Origin of the sequence: Paraeggerthella sp. LCP19S3_G8 (genome assembly GCF_052119225.1) — a bacterium.
GTDB lineage: Bacteria > Actinomycetota > Coriobacteriia > Coriobacteriales > Eggerthellaceae > Paraeggerthella > Paraeggerthella hominis.
Window position 1 is genome coordinate 1 of sequence record NZ_JBQKFQ010000005.1, and the last position, 25,722, is coordinate 25,722.

Annotated in this window: 21 protein-coding genes, 1 rRNA gene and 1 other annotated feature; of the genes, 17 read left to right on the forward strand and 5 right to left on the reverse strand. The window is 61.8% G+C overall.

Going from position 1 to position 25,722, the window contains the following annotated elements; translation table 11 throughout:
* The 10 genes from rrf to ACTQZK_RS06895 form a co-directional block, all read left to right on the forward strand.
* A 5S ribosomal RNA gene (gene rrf, locus ACTQZK_RS06850) occupies window positions 1-94 on the forward strand; the annotation flags it as partial.
* Between the two features lie 230 nt (window positions 95-324).
* Window positions 325-933, forward strand: coding sequence for a HEAT repeat domain-containing protein (locus ACTQZK_RS06855; RefSeq protein ID WP_441899041.1), 609 nt, complete (start codon window positions 325-327; stop codon window positions 931-933).
* A 110-nt stretch (window positions 934-1,043) separates the two neighbouring features.
* The gene (locus tag ACTQZK_RS06860; RefSeq protein ID WP_418831245.1) at window positions 1,044-2,141 is read left to right on the forward strand and encodes an isocitrate/isopropylmalate dehydrogenase family protein; all 1,098 of its coding nucleotides are present in this window, start codon (window positions 1,044-1,046) and stop codon (window positions 2,139-2,141) included.
* Window positions 2,142-2,156: 15 nt separating this feature from the next.
* Complete coding sequence (acnA, locus tag ACTQZK_RS06865) at window positions 2,157-4,835, forward strand: aconitate hydratase AcnA (RefSeq protein ID WP_418831244.1); 2,679 nt, start codon at window positions 2,157-2,159, stop codon at window positions 4,833-4,835.
* A 96-nt stretch (window positions 4,836-4,931) separates the two neighbouring features.
* Window positions 4,932-6,902 (forward strand): Tat pathway signal sequence, encoded by a 1,971-nt coding sequence (locus ACTQZK_RS06870; protein WP_441899042.1) that lies wholly within the window; start codon window positions 4,932-4,934, stop codon window positions 6,900-6,902.
* Window positions 6,903-7,023: 121 nt separating this feature from the next.
* Window positions 7,024-7,166 (forward strand) — a sequence feature (ribosomal protein L10 leader region).
* Between the two features lie 59 nt (window positions 7,167-7,225).
* Window positions 7,226-7,747 carry a 50S ribosomal protein L10 gene (gene rplJ / locus ACTQZK_RS06875; protein WP_114567537.1) on the forward strand — a complete coding sequence of 174 codons (522 nt, stop codon included), beginning with the start codon at window positions 7,226-7,228 and terminating at the stop codon, window positions 7,745-7,747.
* An 87-nt stretch (window positions 7,748-7,834) separates the two neighbouring features.
* Window positions 7,835-8,212: a 50S ribosomal protein L7/L12 gene (gene rplL / locus ACTQZK_RS06880; RefSeq protein WP_114567536.1), complete on the forward strand. Its 378-nt coding sequence runs from the start codon at window positions 7,835-7,837 to the stop codon at window positions 8,210-8,212.
* Between the two features lie 153 nt (window positions 8,213-8,365).
* Window positions 8,366-9,262 carry a DUF4013 domain-containing protein gene (locus ACTQZK_RS06885; RefSeq protein WP_114567535.1) on the forward strand — a complete coding sequence of 299 codons (897 nt, stop codon included), beginning with the start codon at window positions 8,366-8,368 and terminating at the stop codon, window positions 9,260-9,262.
* Between the two features lie 104 nt (window positions 9,263-9,366).
* Window positions 9,367-11,268, forward strand: coding sequence for a YgiQ family radical SAM protein (locus ACTQZK_RS06890; RefSeq protein WP_216529572.1), 1,902 nt, complete (start codon window positions 9,367-9,369; stop codon window positions 11,266-11,268).
* A 128-nt stretch (window positions 11,269-11,396) separates the two neighbouring features.
* The gene (locus ACTQZK_RS06895) at window positions 11,397-12,776 is read left to right on the forward strand and encodes a uracil-xanthine permease family protein (protein WP_216529638.1); all 1,380 of its coding nucleotides are present in this window, start codon (window positions 11,397-11,399) and stop codon (window positions 12,774-12,776) included.
* A gap of 92 nt (window positions 12,777-12,868) precedes the next feature.
* On the opposite strand, the gene ACTQZK_RS06900 is transcribed toward ACTQZK_RS06895, so the two are convergent.
* The 5 genes from ACTQZK_RS06900 to ACTQZK_RS06920 form a co-directional block, all read right to left on the reverse strand.
* Window positions 12,869-13,693, reverse strand: coding sequence for a metal ABC transporter permease (locus tag ACTQZK_RS06900; RefSeq protein WP_216529573.1), 825 nt, complete (start codon window positions 13,691-13,693; stop codon window positions 12,869-12,871).
* Window positions 13,648-14,412 carry a metal ABC transporter ATP-binding protein gene (locus ACTQZK_RS06905; RefSeq protein WP_216529574.1) on the reverse strand — a complete coding sequence of 255 codons (765 nt, stop codon included), beginning with the start codon at window positions 14,410-14,412 and terminating at the stop codon, window positions 13,648-13,650. Before ACTQZK_RS06905 ends, ACTQZK_RS06900 begins: the two co-directional genes overlap by 46 nt.
* Window positions 14,409-15,431 carry a metal ABC transporter substrate-binding protein gene (locus ACTQZK_RS06910; RefSeq protein WP_114567531.1) on the reverse strand — a complete coding sequence of 341 codons (1,023 nt, stop codon included), beginning with the start codon at window positions 15,429-15,431 and terminating at the stop codon, window positions 14,409-14,411. The genes ACTQZK_RS06905 and ACTQZK_RS06910 overlap by 4 nt, the downstream gene beginning before the upstream one ends.
* A gap of 103 nt (window positions 15,432-15,534) precedes the next feature.
* On the reverse strand, window positions 15,535-15,801 hold the full coding sequence (locus ACTQZK_RS06915) for a hypothetical protein (protein WP_114567530.1): 267 nt from the start codon (window positions 15,799-15,801) through the stop codon (window positions 15,535-15,537).
* Between the two features lie 25 nt (window positions 15,802-15,826).
* Entirely contained in the window at window positions 15,827-16,264 is a 438-nt protein-coding gene (locus tag ACTQZK_RS06920) for a Fur family transcriptional regulator (protein ID WP_114567529.1), read from the reverse strand.
* A gap of 291 nt (window positions 16,265-16,555) precedes the next feature.
* Between ACTQZK_RS06920 and ACTQZK_RS06925 the strand changes: the two genes are divergently transcribed.
* From ACTQZK_RS06925 to ACTQZK_RS06955, 7 genes are all read left to right on the forward strand, one after another.
* The gene (locus ACTQZK_RS06925) at window positions 16,556-18,403 is read left to right on the forward strand and encodes an ABC transporter ATP-binding protein (RefSeq protein ID WP_441899047.1); all 1,848 of its coding nucleotides are present in this window, start codon (window positions 16,556-16,558) and stop codon (window positions 18,401-18,403) included.
* Window positions 18,400-20,133 carry an ABC transporter ATP-binding protein gene (locus ACTQZK_RS06930; protein WP_441899049.1) on the forward strand — a complete coding sequence of 578 codons (1,734 nt, stop codon included), beginning with the start codon at window positions 18,400-18,402 and terminating at the stop codon, window positions 20,131-20,133. The genes ACTQZK_RS06925 and ACTQZK_RS06930 overlap by 4 nt, the downstream gene beginning before the upstream one ends.
* Before the next feature lie 80 nt (window positions 20,134-20,213).
* Window positions 20,214-20,864 carry an MptD family putative ECF transporter S component gene (locus ACTQZK_RS06935; RefSeq protein WP_114567526.1) on the forward strand — a complete coding sequence of 217 codons (651 nt, stop codon included), beginning with the start codon at window positions 20,214-20,216 and terminating at the stop codon, window positions 20,862-20,864.
* Between the two features lies 1 nt (window position 20,865).
* Window positions 20,866-21,621 carry an energy-coupling factor transporter transmembrane component T gene (locus ACTQZK_RS06940; protein WP_441899051.1) on the forward strand — a complete coding sequence of 252 codons (756 nt, stop codon included), beginning with the start codon at window positions 20,866-20,868 and terminating at the stop codon, window positions 21,619-21,621.
* Between the two features lie 9 nt (window positions 21,622-21,630).
* Complete coding sequence (locus ACTQZK_RS06945; protein WP_428421596.1) at window positions 21,631-23,109, forward strand: ABC transporter ATP-binding protein; 1,479 nt, start codon at window positions 21,631-21,633, stop codon at window positions 23,107-23,109.
* Window positions 23,110-23,330: 221 nt separating this feature from the next.
* Entirely contained in the window at window positions 23,331-23,894 is a 564-nt protein-coding gene (ahpC, locus tag ACTQZK_RS06950; protein WP_114567524.1) for an alkyl hydroperoxide reductase subunit C, read from the forward strand.
* Window positions 23,895-23,905: 11 nt separating this feature from the next.
* Window positions 23,906-25,546 (forward strand): FAD-dependent oxidoreductase, encoded by a 1,641-nt coding sequence (locus ACTQZK_RS06955; protein WP_441899053.1) that lies wholly within the window; start codon window positions 23,906-23,908, stop codon window positions 25,544-25,546.
* The last annotated feature ends 176 nt before the right edge of the window (window positions 25,547-25,722 follow it).

Consider the following 25,722-nt stretch of genomic DNA (forward strand, 5'->3'; position numbering starts at 1 on the left):
GATCACCCGGTCCCATTCCGAACCCGGAAGTTAAGACCGCCATCGCCGAAAGTACTGCAGCGCAAGGCTGTGGGAGGATAGGACGTCGCGCTCGCGCAGGGCGCTCGGCGTTTGCCGCCGATCGCGGGGAGGGGCCCCGGAGCCGTAACAGGTTCCGGGGCCCTTTCTGCGCTTGGGGGGACGCGCGCGAGAGCTGCGCGGGGCCGTCCGCCGGGGCGTCGTGTTGATTCTGCGCCGGATCCAAAGAGGGATCGGGGCGAAGGGTATAATGAAAGCGAATACTAGTAGCTGCATTTTCCCACATGAGGGCAGAGGAGTGGTCTGGTGAGCGAAAAGACGCAGGGGACAAAAACCATCGCAGAAGAAGCACTTGGCAACGAACGTCAATTCATCCAGCTGGTAAACGCGCTTTCGGGCCCGTCTCGTCGGGGCCGTCAAAATGCTGCGGCTGCGCTTGCCTTCCTTTCGAAAGACCACGCCGATCTGTTCGTTCCGTACGGCGATGCGTTTATCGACGCGCTTAACCGACCGGAAGCCCAGACGCGCTGGGAGTGTCTTGACGTGCTGGCTGGCATGGTCGATCATGACTCCCGCACTTGCGACAAGGCGGTTCCGGGCGCTGAGACGGCTCTGTTCGATGAGGAGAGCGGCCCTGTTCGCCTTGCGGCTATGCGCTTCTTGTGCAAGCTGGGGGCTACAACGGAGAATCGCTCCGAGCGTATATGGCCGCTTATCGACGAGGCAATTCACTGCTATCACGGGGATTTCGAATTCCAGGACATGCTGGTTGCCGTGGTTGACTTTTCGTCGGGCAAGCTGTCTTCTCAGGTGAAGGACGAACTTGCTTCGCGCATGGCTTTCGACGCCTCGAACGGCAAGGGCGCGCTCAAGCGCCGCGCGCAGCAAATCCTCGACAACGTGCAATCGAAGTAGCGTATTCTCGATACCAGGCGGGCCTAAGGCCCGCTTTCGTTCTGCGCCAATCGGGCGCCTATTCTTTTGGCAGATAGAGCTGAGCCAGCAAGGGGCAAGAAGGAGGAGGCATGGCAAAGCGTACCGTGACGTTGATTCCCGGCGACGGTATAGGCTTGGAAACCTCGGCTGCAATGCAGCGCGTGGTTGAAGCGAGCGGTGCCGCCATCGCGTGGGAGGTCGCCGAAGCAGGCGCGCATACGATGGAGCATTGCGGCACGCCTTTGCCCGACTCGACGATAGAAGCGGTCAAGCGAAACGGCGTGGCCATCAAAGGACCCATTACCACGCCTGTGGGCACGGGCTTTCGCAGCGTTAACGTCGCCCTGCGAAGGGCGCTCGGACTGTACGTCTGTTTGCGTCCCGTGTTGTCGCTTCCCGGGGCGGGCGGTCGCTACGATGACGTGGACATGGTGATCGTGCGCGAGAACTCGGAAGACCTGTACGCTGGCATCGAGTTCGAGGAAGGTTCGCAAGCTGCACGCGATCTCATACGCTTCTGCGAAGAAACGGGTGTGGGAGCGATTCGCCCGGATTCGGGCATTTCCGTGAAGCCTATTTCGGTGACGGCGACGCGCGACATTGTGGAGTACGCTTTCGACTATGCGGCCAAACATGGGCGCACGAAGGTCACCGCCGTTCACAAAGCCAATATCATGAAGCACTCGGACGGCTTGTTCCTGCGCGTCGCGCGGGAGGTTGCCGAAGAGCGCGCGGCGTCGATAGGGTTCGACGATCGCATAGTGGATGCGTTCTGCATGAACATGGTGGTGGACCCCTCCCAATTCGATGTGGTGGTGTTCCCCAACCTGTACGGTGACATAGCAAGCGATTTGGCTGCTGGTTTGGTGGGCGGCTTGGGCATTGCCCCTGGGGCGAACATCGGCAAGCGCTATGCAGTGTTCGAAGCCGTGCACGGCAGCGCTCCCGACATCGCGGGGCAGGACAAGGCGAACCCGACAGCGCAGATCCTGTCTGCCGCTATGATGCTTGATCATGTGGGCGAGCGCGAGGCGGCCGAGCGCATCCGTCGCGCGGTGCGCGCCGTGTATGCCGACGGTAAGTACCTGACCGCCGACATTCGCAAGGCTACAAGGTCGAGCGAGCGGGCTGCACGTTGTTCTGAGTTTACTGCTGCGCTTGAAGAAGCGCTTGAGCAGATGGATTAGAGGAGGAGGTCGTCGATGACGGTCAAGAACGATCGGTTTGCCGCTACGCTTGAGGTGAACGGCGCGGCGTACACGTACTATCCCGTTGCGGGGGTTCCTGGTTCCGAGCGCCTTCCGTACGCGCTGACGGTTTTGCTCGAGAACGTTCTGCGCAACGCCGAGGACTCTGAGGCGGCGGAGAAGCTGGCGGGACGTATTGTTGCTGCGGGAAATGCGGGCGAGGTGGGCAGCGAGGTTGAATTCTGCCCGGCGCGCGTGCTGTTCCAGGACTTCACGGGCGTGCCCGTGTTCGTTGATTTCGCCGTGATGCGCGAAGCGTGCGCGCAGTTGGGCGGAGATCCCGCTAAGATCAATCCGCAGATCCCGTGCGATTTGGTGATCGACCATTCCGTGATAGCCGACGAAGCTGGCTGCGCGGGCGCCCTTGAGCGCAACATGGAGTTGGAGTTCGAGCGCAACCGCGAGCGCTACGACTTCCTGAAGTGGGCTCAGGAGTCGTTCGACAACGTGCGCATCGTGCCGCCGGGAGCGGGCATTTGCCATCAGCTGAACATCGAGCAGTTCGCGCGCGTGGTCATGACGTCGGATGCGGCGGGCGTTGCGGTTGCCGAAGGAGAAGCTCCGGTAGCTTACTTCGACACGCTGGTGGGCACCGACAGCCATACGCCGACGGCCAACGGCATCGGCGTGCTGGGCTGGGGCGTCGGCGGCATCGAAGCCGAGGCTGCGGCGCTCGGCCAGCCGATCACCACGCTCGTGCCGCGCGTGGTGGGCGTGAAGCTGACGGGCCGGTTGTCCGAGGGCGTTGCCGCCATGGACGTGGCGCTGACGTTCGCTCAGATGCTGCGGGCGAAGGGCGTGGTCGGGTGCTTCGTGGAATGCTTCGGCCCGGGCTTGGACAGCTTGAACGCCACGCAGCGTACGTGCATCTCCAACATGACGCCGGAGTACGGCAGCACGTGCACCTTGTTCCCGGTTGACGAGCAGACGTTGGCGTACCTGCGCCTGACGGGACGCTCCGACGAGCAGGTTGCACTGGTGGAAGCGTACGCGAAGGCGCAGGGTTTTTGGAACGACCCCGCCGCTCAAGAGCGTGCTTATGCCGAGGTTATCGAACTTGATTTGAGCGAGGTCGAGCGGTCGCTGGCGGGGCCGTCGCGTCCGCACGACAGGATTTCCCTGTCCGGCGTGCAGGAGCGTTTCCGTGCGGTGTGCGCCGATCGGGGCCTGGATCTGCGCCAGACCGTCCAGGTGGATGTACGGGGCCAGGCTTTCGACATCACGCATGGCGCGCTTGCCATTGCAGCGGTGACCAGCTGCACGACCGCCACCGACCCTCGCATGATGCTGGCAGCGGGCCTGCTTGCTGCCAAGGCGGCGGAGGCGGGGCTTTCGCCGAAGCCGTGGGTCAAGTGCATTTTGGCGCCGGGCAGCAAGGCCACCGAGCTTTTGCTGGAGCGCGCGGAGCTGTTGGACGGTTTGCGTAGCTTGGGATTCTACACGTGCGGCTTCGGATGCATGAGCTGCATCGGGAACTCCGGTCCTATTTTGGATGCGCTGCACGACGTGGCTGACGACGTGGAACTGGCGAGCGTTTTGTCGGGCAACCGCAACTTCGAAGGACGCATCTCGCCCGATGTATCCCAGAACTACCTGGCTGCTCCGGCTGAGGTCATCGCGTACGCGCTTGCGGGCACGATGGACGTCGACCTGGAGCACGATGCGCTGGGCACGCGCCCGGACGGCACGCCGGTGCTGCTGGCCGACATCTGGCCGACCGAGGAAGAGATCGACGCTTTGGTGGAGAGGTGCGTTACCCGCGAGCTGTACGAGGCGGGCACGCGCGGGCTCTACGACGGCGATGCTGCCTGGCAGGCGCTCGGGAAAGAACCGAGCGACACCTTCGCATGGGACGATGCGTCGACGTACGTGCGTCGCGCCCCGTACTTCGACGGCATGGAGCGCGAGCCTTCGGCGCCCGAGGCCATCGAGGGAGCGCGCGTGCTGGGCCGCTTGGGCGATTTCATCACGACGGACCACATCTCTCCGGCCGGATCCATTGCGGCGGACTCTCCGGCTGCTCGCTATCTTGAGGAGCGCGGGGTGGCGCCGGCTGACTTCAACACGTACGGCGCACGCCGCGGCAATCACGAAGTGATGATGCGCGGCACCTTCGCCAACGTGAAGCTGCAGAACCTTTTGGCCGAGGGCAAGAAGGGCGGCTGGACGCGCGATTTCACGGACGGGCAGATTCGCCCGCTGTTCGATGCTGCGATGAAGTACGGGGATGCCGGCGTGCCGTTGGTCGTGGTGGCGGGCAAGATGTACGGCAGCGGCTCGAGCCGCGACTGGGCGGCCAAGGGCCCCATGCTGCTGGGCATTCGGGCTGCGTTCGCCGAGAGCTTCGAGCGCATCCATCGCAGCAATTTGATCGGCATGGGCATTTTGCCGTTGCAGTTCCTGGACGGAGAGAACGCCGAGAGCTTGGGTCTGGACGGATCGGAGCGGTACACGATAGCTCCGATCGATTTTTCGGCAGGGCTGCCCGAGCCGAGCGTGGTGGGCGTGCGGGCCGAGCGCGAAGACGGAACGGCAGTGGAGTTCCAGGCGATCGTGCGGGTGGATACGCCGACCGAGGGGCGCTATTACGAGCACGGAGGCATTCTTCAGTTCGTGCTTCGGAATCTTTTGTAAGAAGAAGGTAACGAGGGCGCTTGATCGTCGCATTCGATCGAGCGCCTTGGTGTATAGTTAAGCATTTAGTATCGGGGAAAGACTGAAAGGGATGCCGTGAAACAGACATCCGGATTTGAAGCGCTGCTCGAAGCGCTTAAACAGTCGGGCGTGGACGTCGACGGAGGTTTCGGCGGTTCGGGCACCGGCTCGCCGTTCAACAACGACGGAGACAACGCCGGACGCGGTGGGCGCGCAAGCGATTCCGCTGCGGGTTCGGGCAATGGCGGCGGTGGAAAGCCGCCGCACGTGAACGTGGAGATCCCGTTCGCCGACCAGGTGGCTGCTTGGGGAAAGAAGGCTCTTATCGGGGCTGCCATCCTCATCGTCATCGTGGGCTTGTGCGCGTATTGGTGGTTCCATCCGCCCATCAACATCCACAGCACGGACACGTGGATGTTCGTGGCCATGTTCATCCTGCTGCCGTTGTTCCTGCTGTTCTGGGGCAAGTCGCGCAGCTATGAGACGGGCACGAGCAAGGTGGATCCGAGCCCTGGCAAGGCGAAGGCGTTCAAGTGGGCGTCGTACCTGCCGATTCTGGTTGCGCTGCTGGGCGTTGTGGGAGCGGTGGCGTCGCTGTCCATCTTCCCGGGCAACGCCGCGAAGTACGCGAACGTGCTGCAGACGACCGAAGACAACTTCGCGCAGGACATCAAAGAGGTCAATTACTCGGAGATTCCCGTTATCGACCGCAGCTCGGCCATCCTGCTGGGCAACCGCGAGATGGGTTCCATTCCCGAGTTCGTGAGCCAGTTCGAGATCTCGCCTCTGTACAGCCAGATCAATTACCAGAGCGCGCCCGTTCGCGTGAGCCCGCTTGGTTACGCGGACCTGTTCAAGTGGTTCACGAACCGCGATGGCGGCATTCCGGCTTACGCCTTGGTGAACATGACGACGCAGGATGCCGAGATCGTCAAGCTTGGCGATAGCCCCATCTACTATTCCGAGTCCGAGCCGCTTGCGCGCAACATCGATCGCCACGTGCAGTTGAGCTACCCCTTCTACATGTTCGATCAGAAGTCCTTCGAGATCGACGACGAGGGGCATCCGTGGTGGATCTGCCCGGTGCAGACCCGCACCATCGGGCTGTTCGGCGGCACCACCATCCAGCGCGTGGTCATGGTTGACGCCACCACGGGCGAGACGCAGGATCTGGCCATCCAGGACGTTCCGCAGTGGGTCGACCATGCGTATCCGACCGATCTTCTGCTTGAGCAGTACAACTGGTCGGGCAAGTACAAGGACGGCTGGCTGAACTCCGTTCTGGGTCAGCGCAACGTGGTGCAGACCACGCCGGGAACCGATGGCAACCTGGGTTACAACTACATTGCCAAAGACGATGACGTGTGGGTGTACACGGGCGTGACCTCGGCCACGGCGGACAACTCCATCGTGGGCTTCGTGCTGATCAACCAGCGTACGGCCGAATCGCATTTCTACTCGGTTTCGGGCGCGACGGAAGAATCGGCTATGCAGTCCGCAGAGGGTCAGGTTCAGAACTTGCGCTACCGTGCGACGTTCCCGCTTCTGATCAACGTCTCAGGACAGCCGACGTACTTCATGGCATTGAAGGACGATGCCGGCTTGGTGAAGCAGTTCGCCATGTTGGACATCCAGCGCTACCAGAACGTGGCCGTGGGCAACACGGTTGCCGAATGCCAGAAGGCATACCAGGCTCTGTTGGCAACGAACGGCGTTCTTTCCGATGACGACGTGGATACGGGCGCGCTCGAGGCGAAGGGCACGATCTCTCACATTGCCCAGGCGGTCGTGGAAGGCAACTCCCACTTCTACGTGAAGCTTGCCGAGGGTTCCGGCATCTATGACTTCGCGTTGCCCGGGCTGATCGAGATCGTCGGGTACAAGGAAGGCGACACGATCGAGTTCACCTACGTGGAGGCCGAACCGACGAATCCTGCACAGGAGATCATCGGCGGCTCCGGCAGCGTCAAGTCTTCGAGCGATGCGGCGGAAAAGACCGCCGAGAAGGCTCAGGCGACGGGCGATGCTCAAGGGAATGCGGCGTAGTTCGCTTGCATGAAGCGACAGGTGCGGGGCTTTCCGAAAAAATGGGAGGCCCCGCACTTTTTTCTTGACATTCTGAAAAAGCCTGTCAAAATATAAGGGCTGCTTCTTCGAAGCGGCATTAATGGATGCAGTTCCGCTGCCCAAGACAGCAGGCACCGAAAGGTTTAATCGCGAAGAGACGCGGCCCGCCGAGGTGGTTCTGATAAGTTTCGCGCTTTGACGGCCCCTGTTGTCTTTGGACGGCAGGGGTCGTTTCTTTTCTTCAAGCGACGATCCCACCCGCAAGGGGCGGAACCCGAGTTTGAGGAAAAGGAGGTGTACCAATGCCCAACGTAAAGAACCAAGAGACGCTGGTCAAGATCAAGGAAGATCTGAACGGCGTTTCCGCTGTGTGGGTCGTGGATTACTGCGGCCTGAGCGTGAAGGAGATCCAGGCCCTGCGCTCGGAGATCCGTGAAGCTGGCGCGAGCCTGAAGGTGTACAAGAACACCCTGATGCACATCGCCCTGGCCGAGGCCGAGCTGCCCACGCTGGAGGACATGCTGGAAGGTCCGAGCGCGTTCGTGTTCGCTGGTGAGGACGTGGCTGCCGCTGCTAAGGCCGTCAAGAACTTCGCCAAGACCAACAAGAACCTTGAGATCAAAGGCGGCTTGATGGAAGGCGCAGCTGTTTCGGCTGCCGAGGTGGAAGCTATTGCTTCTCTGCCGTCCCGCGAAGAGCTCATCGCTCAGATCGCCGGTGCTATTTCCGGTGTTGCCCGCGGTCTTGCTGTTGCCCTCAACGGCGTGCCCAGCGGTCTTGCCCAGGTCACGAAGGCTGTGGCCGATCAGAAGGAAGCTGCGTAAATGCAGCGTTGGCGGCATAGGAAATGCCGCCTGATGGTATGAAACAGAAGAGGCCGGAACCTCCGGCCGTTTTGAAAGGAAACTAACATGGCTGTTACTCGTGAAGAGATCATCGAGGCCCTGAAGGAAATGTCGCTGCTCGAGGCTTCCGAGCTGGTTAAGGACATCGAGGAGACCTTCGGCGTGTCCGCCGCTGCTCCCGTGGCCGTGGCTGCCGCTCCGGCTGCCGACGGTGGCGCTGCCGCTGAGGAGAAGACCGACTTCGACGTTGTCCTCGAGGGCTTCGGCGACAACAAGATCGCTGTCATCAAGGTTGTCCGCGAGATCACCGGTCTGGGCCTGAAGGAGGCCAAGGAGGTCGTCGAGGGCGCTCCGAAGGCTGTCCAGGAGGGCGTCAACAAGGAGAAGGCCGAGGAGATCAAGGCCAAGCTCGAGGAAGCCGGCGCTGCTGTTACCCTGAAGTAACTCGCTGGTTCAACGAACTTTGCACAGAGCCCGCTGCACTGCAGCGGGCTCTTTTACGCTCTTTGCCGCTGACGGAATGGCAACGAATTATTGCGCAGCAATCCCGCGCGTGTATGGTGGGAAAAACGAAAGCAAGAGAAGAAGAGGCTCGCTATGCAGACAGGTTATTTTAGCGCCGCCTGGAACGATATCAAGAACTCGCCGGGTTGGTTCGGCAAGCTTGCGGTGTTGTCGCTGGTTGGACTGATCCCCGTGTTCGGGTGGATTGTCGTTTTCGGATACTTGTTCGGATGGGCGCGCGATGTTGCTTGGAACGTGCATGCGCCCATGCCTGCTCGCATATTCGGCAACGAAGACGGCAAGCTGTACAGCCGCGGATTTTTTGCGCTGGTCATAGGCTTGGTGTGCATGCTTATTCCCTGGGTGCTGGAGTTTGTTTGGGCTATGGTCACGGGCATTGGCGCGAACTGGTCGGGTTACGGCTACGGATACGGCGGGACGCTTGCGTTTTTCGGGCTGTTCTCGTTGCTGTTCTCGGTGGTCGTTTTCGCCGGAACGTTGTTCGCCGTGGTGTTCGCGGCGGTGGGCATCATGCGTATGAGCATTTACGGCCGACTGGCTCCAGGCTTGCAGTTCGGCAAGATCTGGGCCATGATACGCCATGATTTCGGCGGCTTGGCTCGCATCTTGGGCATGGCGTTGCTGCTATGGGTGGTTGCGGGGTTCGTCATATCGGTGGTTACGATAGGCATCATGCTGGCGGGCCTGGCGATTGGCTTGGTTGCGGGCATTCCGGTGGTTCATACGGACAGCCCCGCGGTTCTGTTCGCGGCGCTCCCCGGGCTTTTGGCGCTGATCGTGGTGCTGGCCGTGGCATGCGGCGTGCTGTCCATGATGCTGAGCGTGTTCGTTTTGGCTATGGTTTCGCGCGCGCTGGGGTACTGGACGCGTCAGTTCGAGGTTCCAGCATGGCGCGGCCAAGATGATCCGATGCCGTTCGAGATCGAGGCGGCGCAAGCAAGGGCCGCAGGCCAGCAACCGCCTCGGTAGAACCGACAAACCTGGTAGTATGGAACGGTAAGTGCAGCCCGTTGAAGCCGAGCGCTTCGGCGGGCTGTTTGCGTTGCGACGGCAAGGAAGACGGAGGCGCAGGCGTGGGGGAGCGATTTTTACCGGTCAGCCGGGTTGATATGGAGCAGCGAGGCTGGGACCAGGTTGATTTCGTGTACGTGTCGGGCGACGCGTACGTGGACCACCCTTCGTTTGGGACGGCCATCATCACGCGTTTGCTCGAGGCGCACGGGTACAAGGTGGGCGTTATCGCGCAGCCCGACTGGAACGATCCGGACAGCATCGCCGTGTTCGGGGAGCCGCGATTGGCGTTTTTCGTCTCGGCGGGTAACATGGATTCCATGGTGAACCACTACACGGTTGCGAAGAAGCGCCGCCGCACCGATGCGTACTCGCCGGGAGGCGAAGCGGGGAAGCGTCCGAACCATGCGGCGGTGGTCTACAGCAACCTGATACGGCGAACGTACAAGAAGGCTCCCATCGTGCTTGGCGGAATCGAAGCGAGCCTGCGGCGGATGGCGCATTACGATTACTGGTCGGACAAGCTCAAGCGGTCGATACTCCTTGATTCCGGCGCCGACCTGGTGTCGTACGGCATGGGGGAGCATTCGGTGGTGGAGATAGCCGACGCTTTGGCGGCGGGCCTTTCCATCGAGGACCTTACGTTCATCGACGGCACCGCGTATCGTGCGCGTTCCTTGGACCATGTGTACGATGCCGAGATGTTGCCGTCTTTCGATGATTTGCAGGCCGACAAGCTGAATTACGCGCGCAGCTTTGCCGTGCAGTACCGAAACAGCGACCCGTTCACGGGCATGCGTCTGGTAGAGCCGTATTCCGATCACGAGTTCGTGGTGCAGAACCCGCCTGCCGCCCCCTTGACCCAGGCGGAGCTGGACGCGGTGTCGCGGCTTCCGTTCGCGCGCACGTACCACCCGATGTACGAGAGCGCCGGCGGCGTCCCGGCTATCAAGGAAGTGAAATTCAGCCTGACCAGCAACCGCGGGTGCTTCGGCGAATGCTCGTTTTGCGCGCTGACGTTTCATCAGGGGCGCATCGTGCAGGCTCGCAGCCATGAGTCGCTTGTGGCGGAGGCCGAGCTTATCGTGCAGGATCCTGACTTCAAGGGGTACATTCACGACGTGGGCGGCCCGACGGCGAACTTCCGCGCGCCGGCCTGCGCCAAGCAGATGAAGCACGGGGCCTGCCTGGGGAAGCGGTGTCTGTTTCCCGATCCTTGCCGTCAGCTCGAGGCTGATCACGAGGATTACTTGGAGCTGCTGCGCACGTTGCGCAAGCTGCCCGGCGTGAAGAAGGTGTTCGTGCGCTCGGGCATTCGCTTCGATTACGTGCTGGCGGACAGGGAACACGGCGACGACTTCGTGCGGGAGCTGTGCGCGCATCATGTAAGCGGGCAGCTGCGCGTAGCCCCGGAGCACGTGTCGGACGCAGTGCTTTCGGTGATGGGTAAGCCTCGACGCGCTGTGTACGATCGGTTCCTGGAGAAGTTCAACCAGGTCAATCGGCAGCTGGGGCTCAAGCAGTTCGCGGTGCCGTACCTTATGTCGTCGCATCCGGGATCGACGCTGGACGAGGCTATCGAGCTGGCCGAGTACTGTCGGGATCTGGGCTACATGCCCGAGCAAGTCCAGGACTTCTACCCGACGCCTTCCACCATGTCGACCGCCATGTACTTCACGGGCGTGGATCCGCGCACGATGCAGCCCGTGTACGTGCCGAAGCAGCCGCACGAGAAGGCTCTGCAGCGAGCGCTCATTCAGTATCGTGATCCGAAGAACCACGCATTGGTGCTTGAAGCCTTGCGCCGCGCGGGGAGGATGGACCTGATCGGGTACGGCCCGACGTGCTTGATAAGGCCCGATAAGGGCGAGAAGCGGGATCATCCGAGCAGGAAGGCGAAGCCCGATGACGGGCGTCGAGGCAAGGGCTCTCGGAAGAAGGGTCCTGCAACTCGGCGGCATTGAGCGCGCACGGGGCTCTCTGTTGTGGCACAATAGGCAGGATTTGTGCCGCGTCCGGTTCCGGGCAGGCTAGCGGAGGGATTCGACAGACAGGGGTTTGACACGTGAGCGACAAAAACGCCGTGCCCACCATGGGGGCGCAAGACAGTCCGGATGCCGTGTACGATGCTCGTTCGCTGGGCGCGCCCAAGATGGCGGTGTTCGGCTTGCAGCATATGTTCGCCATGTTCGGGGCCACTATCCTGGTTCCCACGCTGACCGGGCTTTCGGTTTCGGCGACTCTTTTGTTCGCGGGCGTGGGGACGCTGCTGTTCCACCTGCTGTCCAAGGGGAAGGTTCCGGCGTTTCTCGGATCGTCGTTCGCGTTCATCGCCGGCTATGCGGCCATCGCGCCGAACGGCGAGGCCGACCTTCTACCGTATGCCTGCTTGGGCGTTGCCTGCGCGGGCCTTTTGTACCTGGTGCTGTCGGCGCTGTTCCGCGTGTTCGGGCCGACGCGCGTCATGCGCTTCTTCCCGCCGGTGGTGACCGGCCCCATCGTGATTTCCATTGGCCTGATCCTGGCGAGCTCTGCCATCGGCAATGCGTCGACGAACTGGCCTATCGCGCTGGTTGCCATCGCCATCATCGTGGTGGCGAACATCTGGGGTCGCGGCATGGTGAAGATCATCCCCATTTTGCTGGGCGTGGTGGGATCGTATCTGGTGGCGTCGTTTGCGGGAGAGGTTGATTTCTCCGGCGTTGTCGAGGCTTCCTGGATCGGCTTGCCGGTGCTGTGGGACAACACGGTGTTCTCGCTGTTCGGCCCTGGTTTCGACACCGGCTTGGCCATTACCGCCATCATCACCATCATGCCGCTCGCGTTCGCTACGATGATCGAGCATATCGGCGACGTGTCGGCTATCAGCTCCACGTGCAATCGCAACTACATTGCCAACCCCGGGCTGCACCGCACGCTTCTGGGCGACGGCTTGGCCACTATTCTGGCATCGCTGTTCGGGGCTCCGGCCAATACGACGTACGGCGAGAACACGGGCGTGCTGGCGCTGACGCGGGTGTTCGATCCGCGCGTTGTTCGCATAGCCGCTTGCTTCGCCATCGCGTTTTCGTTCTGCCCGAAGTTCGCGGCGGTCATCGCTGCGATGCCGGCGTGCGTTATCGGCGGCGTGTCGCTGGTGCTGTACGGCATGATTTCCGCAGTGGGTATTCGCAACCTGGTGGAGAATCACGTGGACTTCATGAAGAGCCGCAACGTTTTGATCACGGCGCTCATCCTGGTGCTGTCGCTGGGAATCGCCTACAGCGCTGCGGGCGCGATCGTGGTTCCCGTGGGCGACGTGACCATCTCGCTGTCCGGCTTGGCCGTGGGCTCGGTCGTGGGCATTGCGCTGAACATGATCCTGCCGTGGGGCGACGACGAATCGAAGGGCGGTCAGGGGGCGGGCGGCGCCTTCGAGGAGCCGCTGCCTTTGGAGGCGCGCTTGGACGACGTGGGCGGATCGGGGAAATAGGTCCTATCGCTTTTCGTTGGACGACCCGCACCGGTGCCGTTGGCCGGGCGGGTCGTCTTTTTTGCTGCGGCGGTGACGTTGCAGTGCGCGCGTCAGCGGGTTGAACGGCGCGTCGTCGAGCGGAGACGCATGCGGAGGTGCTTTGCAACGAGCACGAGCGCAAGGGCGCCGATGCCTATGAGCACGATGGTTCCGCCGGGCTTGAGCCCGAGCTCGTAGGAGACCGTCAAGCCGATGGCGGTTATGGTCACGCCGATCCCGCACGACAGGATGACGATCTGCTTCCAGCTGCGGGCTATCTGCAGGGCGCAGGCAACGGGCACCACCATCATCGACGAAACGATGAGCGCTCCGACGGTGCGGGCCGCAACGGATACGCAAAGCGCGGTGATCAGGATGAAGGCCGCGTTCACGGTTTTGGTGCGCACGCCCGCAAGGCGTGCAGCTCGTTCGTCAAGCGTGACCAAAAACAGCTCCTTGCGCATGAGCGCGCACAGCAAAAGCACCGTTGCGCCTACGGCCGCCACGGCAAGCAGGTCGTCGTCGTTGACGGTGACGATGCTGCCGAACAGGAAGCTGGAAAAGCTGGCGGCGTTCGGGACGAATCCGGAAAGCACGCCGGCCAGCCCGATGCCGCACGACATGACGATGGCGATGGCAAGCTCTGCGTGCCCTTCGAACCGACGCCGGATCACCTCGATGGCCCCGGCGGCTCCCAGGCAGGCGATGGTCGCTCCCAGCACAGGGTTGATTCCCGCGATAAGGCCGCCCGCCACGCCGGCCAAAGCGGTGTGGGAGAGCGCGTCGCCCATCATCGACAGGCGTTTGAGAACCACGACCACGCCTACGCACGGCACCGCGATGCCAAGGATCAGGCCGGCGACGAAGGCTCGCTGCATGAACAAGTACTCGAACATGGCACCTCCTCCTTGATGGCGTTCAGGGGCTTTTCCTGTATCGTGCCGGACTCGAGCACGAGCATGCTCGCGTGCAGGCGGGGCAGCCGCGCCCGATCGTGCGTGACGAGCAGCACGGTGGTTCCCAGCGAAGAGGCTGCTTCGCTGGCGGTTCGCGCAAGGGCCTGCGCGCTGGCATCGTCGAGGTTGCTCGTGGGCTCGTCGAGCACGAGCAGCTTCGGCTTCGCCACGATTGCGCGGGCGAGCAGCATGCGCTGGAACTGCCCTCCGGAAAGCTCTCCTATCAGGTGCTGCTCGAAACCCGTCAGCCCGACTTGGCGCAGGGCGTCGAGCGTTTTCGCTCGATGCGCGGACCGGTAGGGAAGGATCGGCTTCGATTCCGCATAGAGGCCGGCTCGAACCGTCTCGAGCACGGTTGCGGGGAAGCGGCGGTAGTCCGCGGGCGCCTGCTGGGGGACGTAGCCCACGTGCTGCCATGACTTGAACGATCGCGCGTCCTGCCCGAACAGCTGGATGGCGCCCTCGTTCGGGAAGAGCTCGGCAAGCAGCAGCTTGATCAAGGTTGATTTGCCGGATCCATTTGCTCCGGCAAGCACGTAGAACCCGCCGGGCGCGAGCGTGAAGCTCGCGCCCTTGAGTACGGGCGAGGTTCGGTACGAGAACCGTACGTTGTCGAAAACGACTGCGGGATGAGGCGAAGACGCAACGCGCTGGTTCACGAGAGCGCCTTGACCAGTTTGTCGAGGTTTTCCGTCATTACCGAGACGTAATCCTGCCCCGCGTCGATTTGCTCTTGTGTCAAGCCTTCGAGCGGATTGAGCTGTTCGCATGAAGCGCCGCTTGCGTCGGCTATCGCCTGGGCTATTTTGGGGCTGACGAGTTCTTCGGAGAAAATCACGCTGACGTTGTTGGCCTTCACGAAGTCGACGATGCGCGCCATGTCCTTGGCGTTCGGCTCGGCATCCGCCTCCATGCCTTCAATGGGCATTTGGGTGAGACCGTAGGCATCGCACAGATATCCGAAAGCCTGATGCGACACCACGATGGTCTTGTTCGGCACCGAGGAGAGCTTGGTTTCGTACGCTTTGTGCAGGTCGTCAAGCTTTTCAGACCAGGTTTGGTAGTTCGCTTCGTAGACGTCTTTGCCGTCGGGGTCGGCTTGCACGAGGGCATCTCGGATGTTCTTCATTTCTCGTTTTGCGTTTTCGGGGGCAAGCCACACATGGGGGTCGTATCGACCGTGGTCGGCGTCTTCGCCGTGCTCGTGCGCGTGGTCGTCGGCATGGCCGTGGTCATGCTCGTCTTCCGAAGCAGCCGGAAGCAGCGCTATGCCGTCGGAAGCTGCAACGCTTACCAGGTGCTTGTTCTGAATGCTGTGGAGCACGTCGTGGGTCCAATGCTCCATTCCCGCTCCGTTGTACACGAACACGTTGGCGGACTCGATGGTTTTCATGTCGGCGGTCGAAGGCTCCCAATCGTGAGGTTCGGTTCCGGCGGGAACCAGGTTCGTGACCGTGACTCGGTCTCCTCCGATTTTCTGGGCGAAGTCGTACAAGGGGTAGAAGCTGGCTACCACGTGGACTTTTCGGGAGCCCTGATCGTCTTGCTGCGAGGCGGTCTGGGAGGAAGCGCATCCTGCGAGCATCGATGCGATCAAAAGCCCCAGCACTGCCAGGATGGCGATAAGGGGTGCAGGAGTTCGGGGCGCGTTTGCGGCGCGCTGAGAAAAGGCGTTCATATACGATCCTATCATTTGAAGGAGAGGGTGTGGGTTGTGCGCGATGCACGGGTTGTGCGCGAGCGCGAAGAGTTGACCGATGCGCCGCGATGCATGCGGAGGATCAGATGTCCAGCCTTGTTTTCTGGTGGATGAGTGACCAGCAAGTTTCTAGAGAGGACGAGGGTTCGTTCGGATGCGCGAGGAACGACGGGCTTGTTTCGTATCCGAGCGTGCTTGCGCCTTCCGATGAGGCAAGGGCGAGCGCGGCGTGCCCGGATGCGACGAGGTGGCAGAGGGGACATGCGTCGCCGGTGCATTCGTGGACCGCCTTGTCGGCGATGGTCAGGCTTGCGGTCAGGGAAACCAGGGCAAGGCTTGCTGCAATCATGCAGGCTGCGAGCCTTGAGCGCATGCTAGGTTGCATAGGACCCCGATTCTTGGCGATCGCGCGCTTCGCATGCTGCGCACAGGCCGTACAGGACGGTTCTGCGCTGATCGATTTCAAAGCCATGGCGTTCTTTGACGTGGTGCGAAAACGATTGCAGCATCGAGCAGTCGAGCGGCAGCACCGCTTTGCAGCGAATGCACGAAAGCTGTCCCTGCCGATCTTGGTCGGTGCTGCGTGCGCGGTAGCGCGCGGCGGTTCCTTTGATGCCGGCAACTTTGACTACGGCTCCTTGGGCGACGGCTGCTTCGAGCGTGCGGTACACCGTGGTGCGGCCTATGGCTGATCCGTGGGATTTCAGGTTGCCCCAGACTTCGTCGACGGTGAGGAATTCGTCCGCATGCCGATCCATGCACTCGGCTACGAGCGCTTTCTGCTTGGTTCGATAGGCGGTTCGCGGAGTCACGGTCTCTCCTGAGTTGATCTGAAATCGAAATTAGATTCCAGAATATAGACAGAGCGCGCATGCCTGTCAAGGACGAGGAGGGGATGGACGCGTTGATGCGGCTCGATAGGTAGGACGTGAACGCGGTTCGCGGTTGAAGAAGCGGCGATTGCGAGGCGTTTCCGAGAGCATGGATTTTCTGTGTTGAACATGGTATGCTTTCCAATTAAAGTTAGCTATAACTAACATCGAGGCGTATGAACGTAGGGCGGATTCGTCCGCACGATTTCCCAAGAGAGAAGAGAGTTGCGTATGGAATCTATAGACAAGGCCGCCGCGCAGCGCGTGTACGTGCGCCTGATAGAGCCGGTGAGGGGGCGAATTGTCAAGAACATCGTGATAGCGGCGCTTTCCTCGCTGTGCGGGTTCGTTCCCTACTTCGCTATTACGCGCGTGGCGCAAATTTCGATTGTCGAAGGCGTGCCTTCGCTTGACGAACTTGCCTTCTGGGTGCTTCTGGCCGTTGCCGGCGCTGTAGCGGGAAGGATTTTGTTCGCGCTTGCCACGAGCAGCTGCCATTACGCCGATGCTGATTTCCGCGTGCACGTGCGCACCGTGCTGGTGGAGCATTTGGGCAAGGTTCCGCTGGGATGGTTCAGCGACAACAACTCGGCTCAGGTGAAGCAGGCTGCCACCGACGATGTGCTCAACTTGCATCAGTCGGTCGGGCATGCGCCGGTGGACGTGACCACGGCGCTGCTTTCCCCGCTTATTCCCCTGGTGTACCTGTTTACCGTGGACGCTCGATTCGCTTTGCTGGTCGTCGTCTACCTTGCTGCGGTGATTGGGGTGGCGTGGCCCTTCATGATGAAGGACTTCGGTCCGCTCAACAAGCAGTACAACGAGGCATTGGTCGAAGTGTCTTCGGCAAGCGTCGAGATGATCGACGGCATAGCCGTGGTGAAGACCTTCGGTTCGGCGAGCCGCGCCGGTGTGCGGTATCGAGAGGCGACGGCTGCGTTGGCCAAGATCTGCTACGAATGGACCAAGAGCACTTCCAATCCGTTTAGCCTGATTTCAGCTTTGTTCTCACCTGCAACCATGTTGGTGGTCATGGCTGCCGCCACGCTGTTTTTCGTTTCGCAGGGCATCATAACGCTCGAACAGTGCATTCCGTTTCTGGTGCTGGGAGTGGGAATCCCTTCGGCGATTCTTGCCCTGTTCGTGTCGGTGCGCTTTTTGCAGCAGTCGGTTCAGGCTGCCGACCACCTTGCCACTGTCCTAGACGTTGCTCCGCTTGCAGAGCCGGAGAGCCCGCTGCCCGTGGGCGACGGTTCGCTGCATATCGACTTCGAGGACGTGTCGTTTGCGTACGGCCCGGACTCGCCTTTTGTTTTGGAGGGGATTGACGCCAAGCTTGAGCCGGGAACCGTGACGGCCTTGGTCGGCGACTCCGGAAGCGGCAAGACCACGTTCGCGCGTTTGGTCCCGCGATTCTGGGATCCGGTTTCGGGTGCGGTGCGCATGAACGGCACGCCGCTTTCCGATCTTGCCTCGAGCGACGTGCTGTCCCAGGTTGCCGTGGTGTTTCAGGACAGCATGCTGCTGCGCGCGAGCATTCGGGACAACATTTGCTTGGGAAAGCCCGGCGCAAGCGACGAGGACATGGTGGCGGCGGCGCGCAAGGCTCAGATTCACGAACGCATAGAGGAGCTTCCCTGCGGCTACGACACCGTGGTGGGAAGCGAGGGTGCCGACCTTTCGGGCGGCGAGGCGCAGCGCGTTGCCATCGCGCGCGCCATCGTGCAGGACGCTCCCATCTTGGTGCTCGACGAGGCGACGGCGCATGCGGACCCCGAAAACGAAACGGCTATCCAAAGGGCGCTGACCGCCCTTGCGGCGGGGCGTACGACCATCGTGATTGCGCATAGGTTGGACACTATCGTGCATGCGGACCAAATTCTGGTGTTGAGCCGCGGTCGGATCATCGAGCGCGGTTGCCATGCGGAGCTTTTGGCGGCGGACGGTCATTATGCGGCATTGTGGAAGTCCCAGCAGGTGGATGCGATTGGAAAGGCCCCGCATGCCGATGCTGCTTCGTGCGGGACGGAATGCGCGGGCTCTTCGGAAGAGGGTTCGTTCGGAGGTGAGGACCGATGATAACCACTCAAATGGACAACCTGGTGGGCAAGCCTACCGGCGTGAAGCTGCAAGCGTTCTTGTACGTGCTGTGCGGTCTGTCGGAAGCGGCCATATACGTGGCGCTGCTTCCCTTGCTGCGCTCGCTTGTTGCTGGCGACTATGCTGCAGCGGCGTACCTGCTGGCCCTGGCGGCCGCACTGGCGCTGCTGAACTGCGGAATTGGATTCTGGGCCGACAATCGCGGGTACCTCATCGGTATCGAGGAAGTGATGCATTCGCTTCAGGACAAGCTGGGCGATCATATCGTGCGCCTGCCGCTTGGCTGGTTCACGAAGGAGCGATCGGGTCAGGTTTCCACTCTGCTTACGAAGAACTTGCAGATGGCCATGAACATGCCAAGCGTATTCATGCGCCAAATGATCTTGGCCGTGACGACGCCTGCGGCGGTTTGCCTGCTGTTCTTCTTCATCGATTGGCGCATCGGCCTTGCATTCGTGATTATGGGGCCGTTCTTGTTCTGGGGCTCGCGTCGCATGGCGAAGGCTGCGGGAACGAACCATCGGGAAGAAGAGCGTTCGAGCGCCGAGGTTGCTGCGCGCGTGCTCGAATTCGCCCATGCCCAACCGGTTTTGCGCGCGACGAAGCGCTCGGTGGACGGATGGGACGTTTTGGAGCGAGCCTTCGAGGACGATCGTAAAGCGACGATCGACACGTTGCGAAAGTGCGCTGCTCCGGTTGGGCAATACACGCTGTTCGTGCAAGCCACGTTTGCCCTCGTGTTCGCAGTGTCTACGGTTTTGCTGGGCTGGGGGCAGATCGACGTCGCCTCGTACGTGTTCGTAGCCGTTCTTTCCTTGCGGTTCATCGACCCCTTGTCCTCGATCGGCCAGCAGGGCATGGCTTTGCGCGTGGCGAAGAACTCCCTGGACGAATCGGAAGAGATTCTGAACGAAGCTCCTCTGCCGGAGACGAAGAATCCTCGGATTCCAGCCGGTTCGCGCATCTCCTTCGACAATGTCGGGTTCTCCTACGATGGGACTCGCACGGTGCTGAAGGACGTGAGCTTGGTTTGCCCCGAGAACAGCCTTACGGCGCTGGTCGGGCCTTCGGGTTCCGGCAAAACGACTCTGACCCGGCTGGTTGCCCGATTCTGGGACGTGTCCAGCGGCAGCGTGAGCATTGGCGGCGTGGACGTGCGGGACATGCTGCCCGACGAACTGATGCGCCAGGTGTCGTTGGTGTTTCAGGATGTGTACCTGTTCGACGGCACCATTGAGGAGAACGTGCTGATCGGACGTCCTGACGCTTCTCCCGAAGAAGTTCGCCGAGCCGCCCGCGCAGCCCGCTTGAACGAGGTAGCCGATCGTCTTGAGCAGGGATGGGACACGCCGGTCGGGGAGGGGGGCTGCCGCCTGTCGGGCGGCGAGCGCCAGCGCGTTGCCATTGCCCGCGCCCTTCTGAAAGATGCTCCCATCGTGCTGTTCGACGAGGCGACGGCGGCGCTCGACGCCGAGAACGAGGCGGCAATTGTGGAGGCCATGCACGAACTGGCGAAGGACCGCACGGTTATCGCGATCGCGCATCGCTTGTCCACCATTGCGGCAGCTGACCAGATAGCCGTTCTGGAGGATGGGCGGGTCACGCAACTGGGAATCCATGCCGAGTTGGTGCAGGCTCCCGGACGGTATCGGTCGTTCTGGCGCGAACGCGAACAAGCGGAAGGCTGGAGGCTGACCGACCGGGATTAGCGGTTGGGCCGGAGCCCGGCGGCGTGGGCGGCCGGGCTCCGAAGCTGTATGAACACATGACGTTTGAAAGTAGGATTGATATGGAACAGACAGCGAAAAACACCCCGAAAGCTCAGGGCGGGGCCGAGTCGCGAAGATGGGGCGTTAAGGAAGTGGTGACCGCGGTGCTGTTCAGCGCCTTGATCATCGTGATTCAGATTTCGATTGCTGCCATCAGCACGATCAACATCGATGTATCGATGGTTGCCAGCACGGCCATTTCCTCATTTGCCGTCGCGCCTTTGTACTTCCTCATGATCATGAGGGTCAACCGCTTCGGCACCACGATATTCCTTGCGGGTTTGACTTCGTTGGCGTTTTGCTTGATGGGCAATTACTGGTACATGATCCCGTTTTACTTTGCCGGCGGCTTGATCATCGAACTGCTGTTTTTGCGCACGCCCGCTCTTCGGTCGAAGCCCAATTGCGTGGTGGGGGCGTGGACGACGTACAGCTCTTTGTACGTTCTGTCGTCCATTATTCCCATATATGTGAATTTGACCGCCTACATCCAAGAAACGCTGGAAGTCCGGCAAGTGGGGCAGGCGTACATCGACGCGTACCTTAAGTACTATACAAGCTGGGAGTGGCTGGTCGGCATTGTGGCGATCACTGCAATTGGAGGATTGCTGGGCGCGCTTGTGGGCAAGCGCCTTATGAAGAAGCACTTTGCGAAGGCGGGTGCTATCTAGCATGGAGGGAAATGCTCAAGGCAATTGGTTCGCTCGTGCGTCGGAGCCGCAGGTCATGCGTCTTGCTCCCGCTTGGAGCGAGGCGGGGTTTGCTATGGGCACCAAGGCCGCGGTGCTGGTTTTGACGGCGGTTGCGGTTTCGGTTGCGGGCAGTTCGCCGTTCACGCCTTTCCTGACTGGGATTTTGCTGGCCTACCTTGCCGTTGGCGGGCGGGCCGGCATGGCGCTCAAGCTGCTTGTCGCGTATGCGGTATTGGGCGGGGTGTACCTGCTGCTGGTGTATCTGAACGCCCGGATCTTGGTGTTTTCTCCGGTGCATCTGTATGCCGGCTTGAACTCGTATCCCGTTATGGTGGCGGCTCTTGCGGTAGCGCTCTCGCCGCCAGGCTTGATAAGCGCTGCGCTGGCAAGGGCGCGCGTTCCCAAGAAGTTCATCGTGGGCGCGCTTGTTTTGCTGCGATTTCCGCCGACGGTTCGCTCGAGTGTCCATCGTTTGCGCGAGTCGTGCAGAAGGCGCGGCGTGCTTTCGCTGCGCTGCGTGGCGGGCGATCCTGTTCAGGCGTTCGAGCACGTTCTGGTTCCCCTGATGTTTTCGCTGGTGGATAGCGCGGATCGGCTGTCGTCTTCGGCTGTTGCTCGTGCGGCCGAGGCTCCGACGCGGCGAACGAGTTACTATCGCAGCCCCATGAAGCTTGCGGATGCGGCGTGTTTGGTTGTGTTCACGGCGGCGATTGCCGCCTATGTTTGGCTTTCGTGAGGAGCGTGGATGAGGATGCAGGAAGATCCTATTGCGCAGCTTGTGCAGGTGCGCTTTTCGTATCTTGATGCGCCCGAGACGCTTCACGGCGTGGACTTGAGCGTGAAGCCCGGGGAATGCGTGGTGCTGATGGGCGCATCGGGCAGCGGGAAGACGACGGTCGTGCGAATTCTGAACGGGCTGGCCGGAGGGTACTATCGTGGGGACGTTTCCGGCGAGGTGTTCCTGGGCGGCCGTTTTGCGCGCGATCTTGCGGCTTGGCAGCGATCCGAGCTGGTTGGCAGCGTGTTCCAGGACCCGGCGACCCAGTTTTTCTCCAGCCAGCTTGCCGGAGAGGTTGCGTTCGGCTGCGAGAACATCGGGTATCCCCACGCCGAAGTGGTGAGCCGAACCGACGCGGCTATTCGGCGCTTGGGGCTGAACGATCTGCGCAGGATTCCCGTGGATCAGCTTTCGAGCGGGCAGAAGCAGCGCGTGGCCATTGCGTCTGCTTTGGCTCCCGCGCCGCGCATCGTTGCTATGGACGAGCCGTCCGCCAACCTTGACGAAGCTGCCGCCCAAGAGCTGGGCACCGTATTGATGGACTTGAAGCGGCAAGGGTACGCGCTGGTGGTGGCGGAGCATCGCATTGCCTATCTGATGGATTGCGCCGATCGGTTCTGCTATATGGAGCACGGGGAAATGAAGGCGGTGCTCTCGCGATCGGACGTGTTGGGCATGTCCGATGCCGAGCGCGCTGCGATGGGCGTGCGCAGCCCGACTCCCGTGCGGCGCCCTCTTTTGCATGCGCCCGGCTTCGAAGCGGAGGATTCTTCGACCGTGCGTTCGGAAGAGGCTTCGAAGGGTGCACGTCCAGCGCCAGAACCGGCTGTGTTGGACGTGCGCGACTTAACGGTTTCCCGCGGAAGGAAGGTTCTTTTTTCGGGAGCTTGCTTCGAGGTGCGTTCGGGGCAGATTCTTGCGCTTACGGGAAGCAACGGCGTGGGGAAGACCAGCCTTGCTCAGGTTGTGGTTGGGCTGCGGCGACCCGATGCAGGCGAGGTGCGCATAGGCGGCGCGGCGCTTTCCCGGCGAAGATTGCGCGAACGGGTTTGGTACAGCCCTAACGACGTGAGCATGGAGTTCTTTGCGGCGCGCGTTGACCAGGAGGTGCTGCTGTTCGTTGAAAAAAGCGAGGAGCGCGCGGCGTATGCCGAGCGCATACTCGAGCGGTTGGGCCTCGATGGGCTCCGGGACCGTCATCCCGCTTCGTTGTCGGGCGGGCAGAAGCAGCGATTGTCCATTGCGTGCGGGTTGGTTTCGCGTCGATCGGTGCTCATGCTGGATGAGCCTACCAGCGGCCTGGATGCTGTCAGCATGCGCAAACTGGCCGATGCTTTACGATGCGCGGCCGACGAGGGCGCTGCGGTTGTGGTGGTGACGCACGACAACGAGTTCATGCGCGCGTGCTGCACGCATCGGTTCGACCTGGAAGGGCTGGTTGCGTAAGGCTTGCTGTCGAGCCGGGGATGGGGGCGGGCTGTGGTTGGGCAGCGAGCGGAGCGGGCGCTGCCGGAAGCTTGGGGTTTGGGCTGCGAACCGACCTTCGTCGGCGGTGCGTTCCTCCCTTGTGCGCATGTTGTGAAGCGCATAGCAAAATGGCATAGATGCAGTATCATATCCGCAAGACCTTATCAGTAATCAATATCATTAGTGGATAGGAGCTCAGCATGTCTATGATCAACAAAGAGGTAGCCGATTTCAGCGTGCAGGCGTTTCAGGATGGCGAATTCAAGACGGTGACCAAGGGCGACGTCCTGGGCAAGTGGAGCGTGTTCTTCTTCTACCCGGCCGACTTCACGTTCGTGTGTCCCACCGAGCTTGAGGACCTGGCCAACAAGTACGACGAGTTCAAGGCCGCCGGGTGCGAGATCTACTCCGTTTCCACGGACACCCATTTCGTGCATAAGGCGTGGCACGACGCTTCCGAGCGCATTCAGAAGATCCAGTACCCCATGCTGGCCGACCCGACGCATGCCCTGGCGCGCGACTTCGAGGTGCTTATCGAAGAGGACGGCCTGGCCGAGCGCGGAAGCTTCATCGTGAATCCCGACGGCAAGATCGTCGCGTACGAAGTGACCGCGGGCAACGTGGGCCGCAACGCCGACGAGCTGTTCCGTCGCGTGCAGGCCAGCCAGTTCGTGGCCGAGCACGGCGACGAGGTGTGCCCTGCGAAGTGGCAACCCGGCGCTGAAACGCTCAAGCCCAGCTTGGACCTGGTCGGTCAGCTGTAGTTCTTCCGAATATGGCGAACGAGCAGACGCTTTACGACGCCGTCATCGTTGGCGGTGGGCCTGCGGGGCTCACCGCCGCGTTGTACCTGGCCCGGGCCCGCTACCGGGTGATCGTCGTCGAGCAAGACCATTTTGGCGGGCAGATAACCATTACCTCGGAGATCGTAAACTATCCTGGCGTGCCGAGCTCGAGCGGCAAGGAGCTTGCGGAGTCCATGCGCAGCCAAGCCGAAGCGTTCGGCGCGGAGTTCTTGCTGGCCGAGGCGGTGGGCGTTGATCTGGAAGGCGACGTGAAAACCGTGCGCACCACGCGCGGCGACCTGCAGTGCTTTGCCGTGCTGCTTGCCACGGGCGCGCATCCTCGTCGCGTGGGCTTTGCGGGCGAAGACGCGTTCCAAGGGCGCGGGGTGGCGTACTGCGCCACCTGCGACGGCGAGTTCTTCCAGGACAAGGAAGTGTTCGTGGTGGGCGGCGGCTACGCGGCCGCCGAGGAGAGCGTGTTTCTGACCAAGTACGCGACGCATGTGACCATCCTCATGGTTACGGATGATTTCACCTGCGCCTCTTCGGTTGCCGACGAGGCGCGTGCCCACGACAAGATAACGGTGCTGCCCCATACGCAGCTGGAGGAAGTTTCGGGTGACGACGCCGTTCGGTGCGTGCGTTATCGCGACACTGCAACCGGCGAGGTGACGAAGCGTTGCGCCTCCGAGGGCGATTCGCTCGGCGTGTTCGTGTTCGCCGGATACGAGCCTGCAACCGAGCTGGTGCGCGAGGCGGCGGAGGTTGACGAATTCGGCTACATCGTGACCGACCGATCGCAGCGCACGAGCGTCGAGGGCTTGTACGCTGCAGGCGACGTGTGCGTAAAGGCGCTGCGCCAGGTGGTTACGGCTACGGGCGAGGCTGCGCTTGCCGCCACGGAAATGGAGCGCTACGTGGCCGCGATGCAGGAGCGGACGGGCTTGGTTCCCGTGCGGCCCGATCGTGCGACGGCACGGGCGGCAAGCTTGCCCGTTGCCGCGAACGCGTCTCAGGAGGGCGGCGGCCTGTTCGACCAGGCGGCTCGCGCGCAGTTGGATGCGGTGTTCGGGCGCATGGAGAGCTCGCTTGTGCTGCGTCTTTCGCTAGGCGAAGGCGCTGCGTCCGAAGAGCTTCGAGCTTACATGGAGGAGCTTGCGCGCTTGACGGACAAGCTGTCGGTCGAGGTGAGCGAGGATGCGGGTGAAGAGGCCGAAGCCCCGTGCGTGCGGGTGCATCGGGCGGACGGGACTGCGACGGGCCTGGCGTTCCACGGCGTTCCCGGAGGCCACGAGTTCACCTCGTTCGTGTTGGGCTTGTACAACGCCGCGGGTCCGGGGCAGCCTATCGACGACGAGTCGCGCGAGGCCATCGCGGCGATCTCTCGGCCGATCGACCTGAAGGTGCTGGTGTCGCTTTCGTGCACGATGTGCCCGGACACGGTGGTGGCCGCGCAGCGTATCGCGGCGGAGAACCCTCACGTGCGCGCGGATGTGTACGATTTGAACCACTTCCCGGACTTGAAGGAGCGCTTCAACGTAATGAGCGTGCCGTGCGTCGTGGTGAACGACGGCGAACGCGTGAGCTTCGGCAAGAAGAACCTGGGGACTCTGCTCGACTTGGTGGGCTAGTCGGCAGGCGGGGCGACCCGACCGTGATCTGCGCTCTGGCAACGGGCTCGTCGGAGCGCAGATCACGGTCGGGTCGTTGTGCTTTGGGCAGCGACATGCGGGAAAGGGTGCGATTTTGGCGCTCCACCTGGAGGATCGGCCAGCTCAACGTTCGATTTTCTTCGCGGGCCCTTCGG